Below are 14,886 nucleotides of genomic sequence, written 5' to 3'. Positions count from 1 at the left end.
TTCGGATCGAATTCGTTTATAAACTTTTTATAATCAGTTTTTTACCTCCGTGAAATGAAGCTTCGGGAGCTTCATCGCGCTTTCAATAATCTGAATTTCAATGTTCAGAATACCTGCTTCTGATTTGGTATCCACTTTTTCAGCGTCGTCAGATGGCTTGTGATAATCGTCGTGGCCTCCTGTGTGGAAAAATAACACGGGAATTTGTTTCGCATAAAACGAGCCATGATCCGATCCGCCGCTTCCCGAAGCATCGGTGAAAAACTTGATATCACTTTTTACCGGTTTGAAAACTTCGGGCCATTGATCACTGGTTCCATGTCCGCCTATACCAACGCCTCGATCCGGATTATAACGGCCGATCATATCCATATTGCTCATAAAACTGATTTTGTTCAATGGCAACGTAGGGTTATTTACGAAATGTTTCGATCCTAAAAGTCCCAGTTCCTCTGCACCAAATGCGATGAAGAGAAAATTGTAAGGTTCCTTCACCCCATTTCCTGAAAAATAACGTGCCAGTTCGAGTAAGCCGGCTACACCCGATGCATTATCATCGGCGCCGTTGTGTATTTTTCCCTCAGGATGTTCATCTTTTGAACTTCCCTGTTTTCCAAGTCCCAGGTGATCAAAGTGCGCACCGATAACGATGGTGAACTCTGCACCATTATCCAGAAACCCGATAATATTTTGTGCTTTGCGCAAACTGTCAGGAACGACAACGCGTCTTACTTTGGCGATGAATTCCTGTTTGAAACCATCGGTGCCCAAGGGTTTCAGGTTATATTTTTTGAACTGCCTGATCACATATTGGGCTGCTTTGGCATTTTCCTTACTTCCTGTACCACGTCCTTTCATTTTGTCGGACGCGAGTTTGAAAACGTGTTTTGAGATCATTTCAGGAGACGGCGCGGCGTTCTGTGCCGATGCTTTTACAACAAAAAATAGTAAGAATAACGAAACTGCGTACTTCATTGGATTGAGTTTGATAAATAACGTGGCAAAGGTAAAACAGAAAGGGAGGCCCGCTAAGACCTCCCCGATTTTATTTTTAAAATATTTTATTATCTATTTTTTCCTCAGCGCTTCATATACCACATCCATAATCGCCGTCCGGATATTCAGTGTTGATATTTTAGGGTTTTCTCTGGTCGGATAAACTCGGTTTGAAAGGAACACATAGTTCAGGTTAACGGATGGATCCGCCCAGACCATAATCCCCGTGAAACCCGTATGTCCGAAACTCATCGGATGGGCATATTTTGGTGCATTACCCGAATATTTGAACGTCGGTTTATCAAATCCCAATCCACGGCGGCTGCCCATTTCCGGATATTGGTAGCGTGTGAATTCAAACAAAGCATCTTTGCTTAACAGTTGTTTTCCGCCATAAAAGCCATTTTGCAGATACATCTGCCAAACTTTCATCACATCATTTGCGTTACCGAAAAGCCCGGCGTGGCCGCTTAACCCACCCAGCATGGCAGCGGCTTCGTCATGTACCTGGCCGTGGATCAACGTCTGGCGGAAGAAAGTATCGCGTTCGGAAGGAACGATTTCTTCGAGTTTGTAAAAGCGTTTCGGGTTGAAAGTCAGCGAAGTTGCGCCCAGCTTTTTGTAAAAGTTATTTTTGAGATAATCTTCAAACTCAACGCCGGTCAGGCTTTTAACGATCTGCGGATACAGGATGAAGGAAAGGTCGCTGTACACATAACCTTCCTCAGGATTAAGGGGAGAATCGGCAATTTCCTTATACAGCTTTTTGTTGTAGTTTTTACGAATAAAAAGGCTGTCGCCAACCACAGACGTCGGATATTTCGCCGACTGTTTGGTATGAAAAACTTTTTCTTTCAGGGTTCCGTCCGGATTTTTCACTTCACGCCAGAACTGGATATAAGATTTCAAACGAGCGCTGTGTGTCAATACGCGGCGCCAGGTCAGGTCTGCTTTGTTTGACTTTTTAAAGTCAGGCAGATAATCCTTCATGGTTGCATCAAGATCAAATTTTTTCTGGTCATACAAACTCATCAGGGCCAGTGTCGAAGCCGTGATTTTCGTTACGGAAGCCAGGTCATATAAGTCGGTCAGTTTGACTGTGGCCGCACCTTCGTAGGTATGTTTCCCGTAAGCCTTGCGGAAAAATACTTTGCCGTCTTTGGCCAGCTGCACAACACAGCCCGGTGTCGCTTTTTGTGTAATGGCAAGATTGGCAATCGAATCAATTTTGAATGTGATCTCTTTGGAATTCAGTCCGATTTCTTCCGGAATCGTATATTTCAAACGTTCCAGTGCCGGGGTTTCAATGCCAGCCTGGTAGGGAAATTGCGCATTAACCGTTACAGGCAGTTTTCCTTTGGCAGGTATCGCTCCGAAAATCAGCTGGGCTGACAAATCCTGGGTGTATGGTGTGAGCTGATAAGCCATAACAAGTGCCTTCGCGTTTTCCGGTTTCTGAATTTTATTCAGGACATACGGATTGCCAAAAACCGAAACGACTGCCTTTTGTGTGGCAATGAGATCCTGTAATAACGTATTCATCTGCTCGGTCAGGCCGTAGTTCACACGCGGAGAAATACTGCTCAAATGAAGCCCAACAAGCAACAAATTATAGTCTTTCAGCTTCGTACGGATTGCGTCAAGCTGTGCCGGTGTTGCTTTGGCAGGAATCGAAAAATGATCCATTTTGGTGTAAAGGTCCAACGTATTCTGGAAAGTCGTGATGCTGTCAGCACCCAGTGAGATGGATGCGATTTTCAACGTGTCCAGTTCGCGGAGCGGAAGCAGATTATTATCATTCTTTAAAATGGTCAGCGCTTTTTCTGTTAATAAACGATTGGTAAGCTCTGCCGCTTTTGGGTTAAGGTCTTCATACAAATTGTTCAGATCTACCGGTTTGTAATGATTCAGACCAACCCAGGCTTTTGCTTCCAATACCTTTTTGCAACGAAAATCGATTTCAGCCTGCGAAATTCGTCCTTCCGAAATACTCTTTTTGATTTCCGCAACCGCTTTTGAAACGTCTTCGGTAAATTCAAGAATATCCATTCCTGCTTCAATACCCATTGCGTCGGCTTTGCCATCGGCAAAATATTTTGTTACGCCTTTCATGTTCATCGCATCAGAGTAAATTAATCCCTGATAACCCAGTTTGCTGCGTAACAAGTCTGTAACAATCGGTTTGGAAAGCGTCGAGGGTAAATTTGGTGTTTTGTCAAGCGCCGGAATGCTCAGGTGAGCAATCATCATCCCGGTCAGTCCGTTATTCATCAGTACCTTGAAAGGATATAATTCGAGTGTATCCAGTCTGGTGAGGTTATGGTTAATAAGTGGCAGGTCGTAGTGAGAATCCACACCGGTATCGCCATGTCCCGGAAAATGTTTTGCGCTGGTCAGCAGCCCATTATCCTGCATGCCCTTCATGTAGGCAAGCGCTTTTTCAGCAACTTTATATTTATTTTCTCCAAACGAACGGAAACTGATCACCGGGTTATTGGGATTGTTGTTGATGTCGGCAACGGGAGCAAAGTTGATGTGCATACCCAGTCTTTTAGCCTGTTGCGCAACCTGCTTTCCCATTTCATAGATCAGGTTATCATTCCCCTGAATCGCGCCCATCGTCATCTGATAGGGGTAGCGAACTGTGCTATCGATGCGCATGGCCAGGCCAAATTCGGCGTCCATCGCCACCAGAAGGGGGACTTTTGAAATCGATTGATAATAGTTCGTCAGCCTTGCCTGTGGCACCGGCCCTCCCTGAAAAAATACGACTCCCCCGATCTTGTTTTCACGAATCAGCTTTTCAATAAAAGCAGGGTTGCTCGTCTTGGGATCAATCAGTGCACGCTTTACGTCAGAAATGGCAGCGACCATGATCAGCTGGGAGATGCGCTCATCGGGGGTTAATGTTGCAAAAACAGAATCAACCCATTGACGATTTTTATTTAAAAATTGAGGGGGTGTTGTTGTTTGCGCCTTTACTGCCAGCGAGGCCAATAAAGAAAATTGAAAAACAAAGAAAATTATAGCTTTTTTCATGAATTGGGACAGAAATAGTATCAAGTATCCAAAGTTTGGAAAACAAATGCACTAAAACAAAGACTGGTGTTTTTAGTCAGCAGAATGAAGCAACCCAGGGATTTAGGATGCCTACGCAAATGCCAGTCCCAGAAGAAGTCCTGCAAGTATCAGAACGTAAGACGGAATGCGAGTGAAGAAAAGTAATAACAGTGTTCCGACAACGGTTAAAACAGGTTGCCAGCTTATAGCCATCGGTTCGAACATGGACACAGCTGCTGCGATGGTAAGCCCGCAGCTCGTGGCATGGATACCGTCCAGAGAGGCTCTAATGCCGCGATATTTTTTTAACTGATCCCAGATCGGGTAGGCGAAAAAGATAAAAAATGTTCCCGGAAGAAAAATTCCGGCCGTCGCTACGAATCCGCCGATAATCTGCCCCGTGATCCCGTAATCCTGCATCGACAAACTGCCTACATAAGTGGCAACGGAAAATACCGGACCTGGTACCACTTGTGTTAATGCCATGCCGGAAAGAAACTCCTGATCGGTGAGGTAATGTTTAAATTCCACAAACTCATTGTACAGAATGGGAATCAAAACCTGCCCGCCTCCGAAAACAAGACTTCCGTTACGGTAAAAATTCTCAAAAAGACGAACGGGTAAAGATTTGGTGACCGTACCGATACCGGCCGCGACAAGCAAAACGGATATCCAGAAGATCAGCGGTCGCCACGTAATTCTGAGTGGCCCACGCTCCATTTTTTCATGTTTGCTGAAATTAATATAGGAAGCCGCCACACCTCCGGAAACGATCAGCAGGGGAGTCATGTATGGCGACGGGAACAGGTACGCAAGGATTGTCGAGATGATTAAAAACGACCAGCCCTGGATGTTATGGATTACCTTTCTGGCAATTGCATAGCCCCCGTGCATCAGAAAGGCGACGGCCATTGGCCCGACAAACCTTGTAAATGAGAGTGAGATTTGCTTTTGTTCCAGCATATGAACTCCTATCGCGGCCAGTGTCATCAGGATCATCGCAGGCAACGACCAGATTAAAAGCGACAGATAGGCGAGCGGCTGTCCGCCAATCTTTAATCCGATGGCGGTAACGGTTTGCGTAGAAGTGGGACCGGGTAAAACCTGGCAGAGCGCCTGTAATTCCAGTAATTCTTCCTCCGTAATATATCTTCTCTTTTTTACCAGCCTTTCAATCATCATCATAAGATGTACCTGTGGGCCTCCGAATGCCGTAAAAGAAAGCAAGAGGATGTCCAGAAGATATATGATGTACCGAAATCGCCGGATAGGGTGGTTCAAGAGAATTGGGATAAGTTTGAGGGTTCATAGTAAATAGTCGTTAGACCATTTACTACGTTTTGGGCCGGTTTGTGGCTTTTTATTTTTTTAATCCTAATTCGCGTAAACGCTCATCTAGAAACTCGCCAGCCGTCATATTGACATACATTTTAGGATATTCGCTGTTGACACAGCTTTCCAGGCTCGTCAGGTCCATGGCTGCACGCGGGTGCATGAAAAAAGGAATCGAAAAACGGGAAGTCCCCATTTTTTCGCGCGGCGGATTAACCACACGGTGAATGGTCGATTTTAATTTATGGTTGGTAAGCCTGTCGAGCATATCGCCCACATTCACGACAATCTGGTCTGGCAAAGCAGTTATTGCTATCCATTTTCCGTCCCGTCTCAAAACTTCAAGTCCTTCGGCACTGGCGCCCATCAGCAGCGTGATCAGGTTGATATCTCCATGTGCAGCGGCTCTCACAGCGCCATCCGGCACAAGGTCAGGATTTTCAATCGGGAAATAATGCAAAGCACGAAGAATACTGTCGCCGTTTTTTACTTTGTCCTCGAAATAATCTTCCGGCAGGTTCAGGTAAATGGCAATGGCTTTTAACAACGTTTTTCCGGCATTTTCAAAAGTTTTGTATACTTCAACCGTGTATTGCTCAAATTCCGGCAGCTCACCCGGGAAAACATTCCTGGCCATATCGCCTATTGGCTCAGGCTGGCCCACGTGATAAAATTCTTTAAGGTCGGCAACTTTAAAACCCTTGGCAGTTTCCTTTCCCTTGCCGATATATCCACGTTGTCCAAATAACTCGGGGAACTCGTATTTTTTCTTTTCAGCTTCAGGCAATGAGAAAAAGTGCTGAACGGTATCATAGAGCTTGATCCTTAAATCATCACTAAGTCCATGATTTTTAATCGCAACAAAACCTATATTGGTAAAAGCAGAACCAAGATCTGCTACAAATTTTTCTTTCTTTTTGGCATCACCCGAGGTGAAATCTGCCAGGTCCAGCGACGGTACTTCGTCTAATAATGCAGGTTCCATATTTGTTTTTTATGCAAAGTATAAAACAATCTGTTGTTCATGCAACTAATTTCGACTAACATTAGTCATATTTCTAAGCATTGGGCTATTGTCTTTTTCTCCGCTCGACTTTGTGTTATCAGGATAAATCTGCCTTAATAATCCTTATGATCAGCGCTCTGCTTTTTTGCTTTGGTGGAGCCGTTGAATAGAAATCATACTATTAATATCGTTGAAAAGTATGACGAATTGCGAGATAGGTTCTATCTTTACCGCCACGAAAAACCCGAATTTAGCGCAGTTTGGTCTGATTTGGCTTAAAATTTTACCATTTACTTTTCAAGCGAATGCTCTTTAATTCTTTACATTTTTTACTATTTTTCATTTTTGTTACCACTTTTTACTACACACTTCCCTGGAAGTTCAGGTGGGTACTTTTATTAGCTGCCAGTGCCTATTTTTATGCGTCGTTCATTCCCGTTTACCTGGTCATTCTGGGTGTCGTCATTGTCATTGATTACTTCGCCGGGATCTGGATCGAGAACGCATCAGGGCCAAAACGATTGTTTTTGCTCATCCTCAGTCTTGTCGCTAACGTTGGATTTTTGGCTTTTTTCAAATATTTCGACTTTTTAAATAACAACATTACCTATGCCCTTCAACTGATCGGGCAGAAGAATGAAATGCCGCCGCTGCGTGAAATGTTCCCGTCACTGATCTTGCCGATCGGGTTGTCATTTCATACTTTCCAGTCCATGAGTTATACCATTGAGGTGTATCGTGGGAATCAGAAGGCGGAATATAACTTCGGGATTTATTCTTTATATGTGCTTTTTTATCCACAGCTGGTAGCCGGCCCTATTGAAAGACCGCAAAACGTGCTCTGGCAGTTTCGCGAAAAGTTTGAATACGAGTGGGAAAACATGAAATCCGGGCTCACGTTAATCGCCTGGGGAATGTTTAAGAAGGTGGTTATAGCCGACCGGCTTGCGTTGGTGACCGATGCCGCTTACGGTGACGTCGCGAACCAAAGCAGCTCAGCGCTGTTGATTGCCACGTTTTTCTATTGTTTTCAAATCTACTGTGATTTTTCGGGTTATTCGGACATTGCCATTGGGACCGCCCGGGTGATGGGTTTTAAGTTGATGACCAACTTCAACGCGCCTTATTTCGCAGAATCGATTTCCGAGTTTTGGAAACGCTGGCATATTTCCTTGTCAACCTGGTTCAGAGACTACGTTTACATCCCATTGGGTGGTAACCGGAGGAGTAAAAGCAGGGTTTATTTTAATACGCTTACCGTGTTTTTGCTCAGCGGTTTGTGGCACGGCGCCGACTGGAAGTTCATCATCTGGGGCTGTATTCACGGTGTTTATTTAATTCTGGCACAGATTTTCAATACCCATGCCATATTCCGTCCCGAACATGCCGGCAAAGGCGGATCGATTCCTGTACGCTTATTCCATATTTTCTGGACATTCCTGTTGGTTGCTTTTGCCTGGATATTTTTCCGTGCGAACAGTGTGTCAGAGGCGTTCGAAATCATCAGAAAAATCTTCACTTTCTCGGATTACGCTGTCCCGGAAATTGCTATGAATCATGGTGAGTTTTTATTCTCTCTCGGGTTGCTGCTGCTGCTCGTCATCAAGGATAAATATTTTGCCAAATTCATCCCGGAAACGAAATTGTTCTGGGTGTTATTCCCGCTGGTTTGTTTGTGCTGTTATCTGTTCGGTGTTTTTACCAGCAACCAGTTTATTTATTTCCAATTTTAGGCCATGGGTTATATGAATACGTTAATCCGCTATATCGTTCTGCTTTTGTCGGGAATTGTTTTTGTGATCAGTTTGTCTCCTGCATTACAGCGAAAAATAGTTGCCAAAGGGTGGATTCCCGATCAATATCGTTTTGGTGATCTTTACAATACTTCAAATCTGAATAAATTCAAGGAGCTGGATTATAACCAGAATGCTACGTTGCTTCCCTCGGATAAACCTGAAAAAAAGTACTCAAATATTGACCTTTACACCATCGGCGACAGTTTCACGCCTATGGACACGAGCTTTTATGCGGGACATAAAAACTTTCATATCTGGTTGGGTGCTTATGTTGACACGGTGAAGCTGGATACTTCCAGGAAATCCATTCTTGTGATTGAAGTTATAGAGAGAACCATTCAGGAACGTCTGCGGAGTGATTACAAGTCTCTATATTTTGATAAGGGTTTTCAGATTGAAGGAAGACTTAAACCGGCCGTTGCCGAAAAACATGAAGAAGAATCTTCATTCTGGTGGGACAAATTTGGCGATCAGATCAATCAGCGGATTGAATTTCTCCTTTTTAATTTCGACCCATTTTTAAAGTTAAAAGAATTAAAGTCGAATATCATGTTATCCTGGTTTGACCGTACGCATACGGGCGCCATCATTTCCAGAAATCATGAATATTTGTTTTATAATATTGAGGCCGATCCCAAAATCGGGTTATCACCGTTTTATAAAATTACTCCGCAATCCGTGGATACGGTTGTTACAAACATGAACAACATCCGGGATTATTACAAGGCAGCGGGTTTTGAGGAAGTGTATTTCTGTTTTGTCCCAAATAAGGTAACGGTTTGTGAAAATGACCGTTATCCGTACAATAATCAGATCTCAATCATCGAAAAACATCCTGCCCTGAAAACGCCGGTACTTTCTATTCAGGATACAATCCGGAGCCATCCTGAATGGTATCACCTGGGGGACGGGCACTGGACAGTAAAAGGACAGCGTTACTGGCTCAAAACTGTAAACGAGCTTGTCAGGCAGTGGGACGCAAAGGAGGCTATCCAATAGTACCAGCGTCTCATCTGATATTTTGATTTTAATTCTCGCCCAATCCTATTTTTCCAGCGACAGAGCTGTTCGTTTTTGGTATGTCACTTTCTCAAGATATAATTTTTATATTGCGATAAAGAAATTTCCTGCATATTTGCCGGCATATCAGCAACCTAACTAAATTTTGTCCGCATGAAGGAAACGGAAGTGGAAAACACGCTGTGGGAACGATTCACCCTGGGCGACCAGTCGGCGTTCGCCAGTCTGTATGACCAGTATTCTGATGTCCTTTATAGTTTCGGCTTACGTTATACTTCTGACAACGAGCTAATCAAAGACTGCATCCACGATCTGTTTATCGATCTTCACCATTATAGAGGCCGGTTGGCAAAAGAGGTTAATGTCAAATTTTATCTGCTGAAATCATTACGTAGAAAACTCAATACTGCTAATCGTAAAGCTTCCGTTTTCAGTTTTCAGGGGTGGAATTCTGATGAAACGCTGCCTATTTCTACTTTTACTTTCAGCATTGAACATGAGATGATCATGGATGAAAACCAGCGGGATATTCTTCAGGCGCTTGCGTTGGAGATTAATCAGCTGCCCGATCGTCAGCGTGAAATTCTTTATTTAAAATTTAATCATGATCTTGATTACGAGGAAATTGCGGCTATTATGCAAATTTCCGTTCCAACCTGCCGGACCTTCATTTACAGAGCCCTCAAACAACTGCGCGGCCGACTGGAAATCGTCTACATCCTGTTTGCCATGCTGAGCTAAAAAACTTTTTTTCTTTTTTTAGTTAAAATAAAACAAAATATAAGTCTATGTTTTTCTGATTCCTTTCTCTTGTAGGTTAAATACGACCTCACATGAAGAATAGAAGAAAAGATAAGCTGGATAAATTCCTCTCGGAAGAATCAAATGATCTTACCCCGGAACAGCGGAAGATCATTGAAAACACCGGGCGTCTTATCAAATCTGTTGGCAATGAAAAATTACCAGCCGAGGAAAAGGCTGATTTATGGAACAGGATTTCAGAGAACCTGCTGTCTGAAAAACAGGAAACGGCCAGGTCGGTAAGGCCTATATGGCTGCGAATTGCTGCGACGATAGCCATCCTATTTGCAGTGGGTATAGGGTACTACGCGTTGCGGGAAAATACAGAATCCGCTATGGAAAGAACGGCTGCGGCAATCGTAGACAGCGGCGCAGCAACGCAGCTGATACTGGCTGATAAGCGGAAAATTCAGCTAACGAAGAAAAATTCCTCCCTTGTTTACAAACAAACCGGAGAAGCAATCCAGATCGACTCGGTAGCCGTCGTTAATCAGGCGTTGTCAGACCTTGAAAGCAGCTACAATACCCTCCTCGTTCCCTATGGAAAAAGAGCTTTTTTAACCTTGCAGGACGGAACGGAAATATGGGTTAATTCCGGCTCCAAGCTTGTTTATCCATCACGTTTTACAGAAAAAGCAAGAGAGGTTTATCTGGAAGGACAGGCTTATTTCTCGGTACGCCATCGTAATGAAATCCCTTTTTATGTGCATACCAAAAATATCAAAGTAGAGGTACTGGGGACGGAGTTTGACGTCAGCGCTTACAACGACGATAGTCAAACCCACGCCGTGCTGGCAAAAGGAAGTATTGAGCTGACGACGAATAAAAAATCGTTTTTGGGATCTTCTAAAAGAAAAATGGTACCTGGCACCCGCGCCAGTTATGATCCTGCCAATAAAGTGTTAAACGTAACCGAAGTAGATATAGAAGAATATACCTCCTGGAAAAGGGGCTATCTGATTTTAAAGGAAGCACCTCTAAACGATATTTTAAAACGACTTTCCCGCTATTACAACGTCGAACTTTTGCTTGGCGATAAGCAACTCGGTTCGGTTAAGTTTAAGGGGCATCTGGATTTGCGGAACACGCTCCCGGAGATCATCGATATCATTGCAGCAAGTAATTCACTTAACTATCACCAAACGGAAAGGAGGTTCATTTTAGAGAAAAATACTATTAAAGAATAAAAAACGGAAGGCGCAGCAACGCCTTCCGTCAATGAAAACCTGCCAGCAAGCAGGTTAATCTTAAACAATTGTATACACAAAAGCTGATTCAAATTTATGAAAAAATTTGACCATTTATGGTATTGCCCAGTCATTGGGTTTCGTCATCAAAAACTGTTGCGAATTATGAAACTAACCATGTTTCTGTTTTGGGTCGCTATGATGGGCGTGCATGCTAACGGTTTTTCTCAAAAGAACAGAATGGATGTTCAGATCAAAAACGGAAATCTGAACACGCTCTTCGAACAGATCCAGGAAAAAACAGACTACCACATTTTTTACAAAGACGATCTTTTTTTAGGCAGAGAGCAGAATAACCTCACAATCAGTTTAAAAAACGAAACAATTCCGGTCATTTTGGATAAAGCACTGCGGGGTACTGACCTGACCTATAAGTTGGTCGGGAAGCAGGTCGCTGTTTTTGAAAAAAGGGATACCAGAGCTACTTCCGGAGGGATTAAGATGCTTAACATGTCGACGGCGATGGAGCCAGAGATTTTAATCAGAGAAATTTCAGGGCTTATTCAGGATGCCAGGGGAGCGGCTTTGCCGGGTGCCACGGTTATTGTGAAAGGTACTGACAAGGGCACTTCGTCTGATGTAAACGGAAAGTTTAAAATTGAGGCCAACCCGGGCGATGTGCTTGTTATTTCTTACATCGGTTATCTTGGGAAGGAACAATTGGTCGGTGCCCAGACAACCTTTACGATTCAGCTTGAAGAGGATCTCGGAGGGCTTGAAGAGTTGGTGATTGTAGGGTACGGTTCGCAAAGGAAGGCGACGATAACCGGAGCAATTTCTACCATTACAACGGAGGATTTGAAACAAAGCCCGACGGCAAGCATTACCAATGCACTGGCGGGGAGGCTTCCGGGTTTGTTTGCAAACCAGTTTAGTGGTGGGGAGCCTGGCGTGGACCGCAGCGATATTTTTATAAGAGGTACGGCAACTTACGGAAATACGGCTCCAATCGTCATTATCGACGGTCTGGAAAGAAGTATGGATTATCTGGCTCCGTCAGAGATTGAAACTTTTACAATTTTGAAAGATGCCTCGGCGACGGCACCTTATGGTGTGCGAGGTGCCAATGGGGTGATTTTGATCACGACCAGAAGAGGGAAGGTACAGGATAAGGCAACGGTAAACTTCAAAGCTTCTGTCGGGACAAATCAGCCGGTGAAATTTCCAAAATATCTGGGCTCTGCTGATTACGCCATGTTGTACAATGAGGCTAAAAGAAATGATCATCCCAATACGGATCCGGCTACGCTCAATCTTTTTTCAGAAACCGCAATAGCCAATTTCCGTAAGGCAAAGGGTGATAATTCTGATGGTCTGGGTTATAACTGGGATTATTTTGACTATGCTTTTAAACCTGGTGTTCAGAAAGATTACAGCCTTTCGATCAGCGGCGGATCTGTGCGTGCCCGTTACTTTGTGCTGGCCAATTATTTTCAGCAGGATGGAAATTACAAACACACGGATCTTGGAAGTAACAATACGCAGGCGGTGTTTAAACGATACAACTTCCGCTCGAATATTGACATTGATATCACGGACAATTTTTATGCAAAACTGGATATCGGTGCAAGGATAACTGACCGCACCGCGCCGGGAACAACGGCAAACAGGATTGTTGAAATGGCCAATACGCAGCCGTCTTTTCTGCCGATTGTGGTTGAGAGTAACGATGATCCGGCTAACCGCGTTTATCAGATCAATAACCCGTTGGGAATGCTTTACGGAGACCAGATTTACCGCTTCAATATTCTGGGAGAATTAAGCCGTACCGGTTTCCTGAATGAAAAGAATACCTACCTGAACGGATCATTTTCACTGGGACACAAGCTTGATTTTATTACAAAAGGGCTTTCCCTGGATGGTATCTTTTCCTACGATGCTTCAACCGGCGGCTGGATCGACCGGAAGGTTAATACTTACTCAGAAGGATACCGCGAATATCCGGGTTATGCAACCTTTGTCCCCACCAGCGGGAGCGACATCTATATGAATCCGGGACACTACACCGGTGCGTATAAAACGGGGAATAAGTATAATATCGATCAAACGATTGGCAACGGATATAACTACAACGACAATGATAACCGGACTTATGTTCAGGTCAAACTGGACTATATGCGTCATTTTGGAAGCCATGGAGTAACGGCAATGGTTCTTGGTAACAGGTCGAAACGGGTTATCAAAAATCAGGTTCCGTTCAGTTATCAGGGACTAACGGCCAGGGCAACTTACGGATATGCAGACAAGTATCTGTTTGAAGTCAATGCTGCGTACAATGGTTCTGAAAACTTTGCCAAAGGCAAAAGATATGGATTTTTTCCGTCGGTTTCTGCGGGTTGGGTTTTATCGAAAGAAGGATTCCTGCAAAATTCAACGGTTATCAATAGTTTGAAAATTCGGGGTTCATTCGGGCTTGTCGGGAGTGACAAGGTTCCTAATGACAAACGTTTTATCTACCTGCAATACTTTGGCGGCAGAGACTATGATTACAATTTTGGTACCGATAATTTTGGTTCCGGTGCTGGCGGTTATCTCTTTGAAGGTGATCTGGCAAATCCTGACTTAACCTGGGAAAAAGCGCGGAAAACCAATATTGGTATCGATGCAACAATCTTTAAGCACGTCACCTTATCCCTTGACCTGTTCCGTGAGCATCGTTATGATATCATCACGGATATGAGCGGCGGAAACAAGCTCGGTTTTTCAGATATCGTGGGGAAAGATGCGCCATACATTAATTCGGGTATTGTGAATAACAAAGGTTTTGATTTTGAGATTGGGTACAACGGCTCGGTTGGGAAAGATTTTACCTATTTTATCAAACCGAACTTCACCTTCGCACGGAATAAGATCATTTTCATGAATGAAATTCCTTATGCTTCTGCGGGTAGGGCAAACACTGGAAAAAGAATTGGAGAGCACTTCTCCTATATTTTTGATCATTTAGTGAAAAACCAGGCAGAAGCCGACCAGCTGAATGCGATGAACAATGGCGGCGGTTTCCAAACCTGGGGCTCTTTGCGACCGGGAGATGTTGTGTATAAAGATCTTAATGGTGACGGAAAAGTGGATGATCTTGGAGACCGCACCAGTCTCGGAAATCCAAGAAATCCGGAAATTATGTTTGGTATTCCGGTTGGTGTCAAATTCAGGAATTTTGATTTCAGTATGCTGTTTCAGGGAGCTGCGCGTGCTTCGGTACAGTTATCCGGCGCAGCAGTGTATGATTTTCCGTTATTCTCGCAAGACAAATATGGAAAGGTCAAACCGATGCACCTTGAACGGTGGACACCTGAAACTGCCGAAACTGCTACGTATCCTGCACTTCATTACGGTGATTATACCAACAACAAGAATGACAACAGCAGCTTGTTTCTTTACAATTCAAAATATGTTCGTTTGAAAACAATAGAATTGGGATATAACCTGCCGAAGCGAATGATCAAAACGATAGGTCTCAGCCAGGTCAGGTTTTATGCGCAGGGTATGAATCTCTTTACCTGGGACGGACTCGATAAAGTGGATATGGATCCTGAAACCAGGCAAGGCTCCGGGGACTGGTATCCGATCCAGAAGGTGTTGAATTTTGGTGTAGATATCTCATTCTAATCTTATTTGAAATAACTAT

Annotated in this window: 9 protein-coding genes; 5 read left to right on the top strand and 4 right to left on the bottom strand. The window is 43.8% G+C overall.

All coding sequences use genetic code 11. The features are described 5' to 3' along the window. Positions 1-33: 33 nt before the first annotated feature. From M1L62_RS19090 to M1L62_RS19075, 4 genes are all read right to left on the bottom strand, one after another. Positions 34-975 (bottom strand): M20/M25/M40 family metallo-hydrolase, encoded by a 942-nt coding sequence (locus tag M1L62_RS19090; protein ID WP_254561219.1) that lies wholly within the window; start codon positions 973-975, stop codon positions 34-36. 93 nt (positions 976-1,068) lie between these two features. Then, on the bottom strand, positions 1,069-4,035 hold the full coding sequence (locus M1L62_RS19085; RefSeq protein ID WP_254561218.1) for a serine hydrolase domain-containing protein: 2,967 nt from the start codon (positions 4,033-4,035) through the stop codon (positions 1,069-1,071). Between the two features lie 111 nt (positions 4,036-4,146). After that, a complete protein-coding gene (chrA, locus tag M1L62_RS19080; protein ID WP_256527739.1) occupies positions 4,147-5,295 on the bottom strand; it encodes a chromate efflux transporter in 1,149 nt (382 codons plus the stop codon). Between the two features lie 121 nt (positions 5,296-5,416). Beyond that, positions 5,417-6,373: an isopenicillin N synthase family dioxygenase gene (locus M1L62_RS19075; RefSeq protein WP_254561216.1), complete on the bottom strand. Its 957-nt coding sequence runs from the start codon at positions 6,371-6,373 to the stop codon at positions 5,417-5,419. A 326-nt stretch (positions 6,374-6,699) separates the two neighbouring features. Between M1L62_RS19075 and M1L62_RS19070 the strand changes: the two genes are divergently transcribed. The 5 genes from M1L62_RS19070 to M1L62_RS19050 all read left to right on the top strand — a co-directional run bounded on the left by M1L62_RS19070 (position 6,700) and on the right by M1L62_RS19050 (position 14,867). Further along, on the top strand, positions 6,700-8,127 hold the full coding sequence (locus tag M1L62_RS19070) for an MBOAT family O-acyltransferase (protein ID WP_254561215.1): 1,428 nt from the start codon (positions 6,700-6,702) through the stop codon (positions 8,125-8,127). Between the two features lie 12 nt (positions 8,128-8,139). Beyond that, on the top strand, positions 8,140-9,189 hold the full coding sequence (locus M1L62_RS19065) for a hypothetical protein (protein WP_254561214.1): 1,050 nt from the start codon (positions 8,140-8,142) through the stop codon (positions 9,187-9,189). A gap of 174 nt (positions 9,190-9,363) precedes the next feature. After that, positions 9,364-9,951 carry an RNA polymerase sigma factor gene (locus M1L62_RS19060; protein ID WP_254561213.1) on the top strand — a complete coding sequence of 196 codons (588 nt, stop codon included), beginning with the start codon at positions 9,364-9,366 and terminating at the stop codon, positions 9,949-9,951. Positions 9,952-10,043: 92 nt separating this feature from the next. Then, the gene (locus M1L62_RS19055; protein WP_254561212.1) at positions 10,044-11,198 is read left to right on the top strand and encodes a FecR family protein; all 1,155 of its coding nucleotides are present in this window, start codon (positions 10,044-10,046) and stop codon (positions 11,196-11,198) included. A 165-nt stretch (positions 11,199-11,363) separates the two neighbouring features. Further along, positions 11,364-14,867, top strand: a complete 3,504-nt coding sequence (locus M1L62_RS19050; RefSeq protein ID WP_254561211.1) for a SusC/RagA family TonB-linked outer membrane protein — start codon at positions 11,364-11,366, stop codon at positions 14,865-14,867. Positions 14,868-14,886: the final 19 nt, after the last annotated feature.

Origin of the sequence: Dyadobacter diqingensis, assembly GCF_024220585.1 — a bacterium.
GTDB lineage: Bacteria > Bacteroidota > Bacteroidia > Cytophagales > Spirosomataceae > Dyadobacter > Dyadobacter diqingensis.
This window is presented reverse-complemented; position numbering and strand designations above follow the sequence as displayed.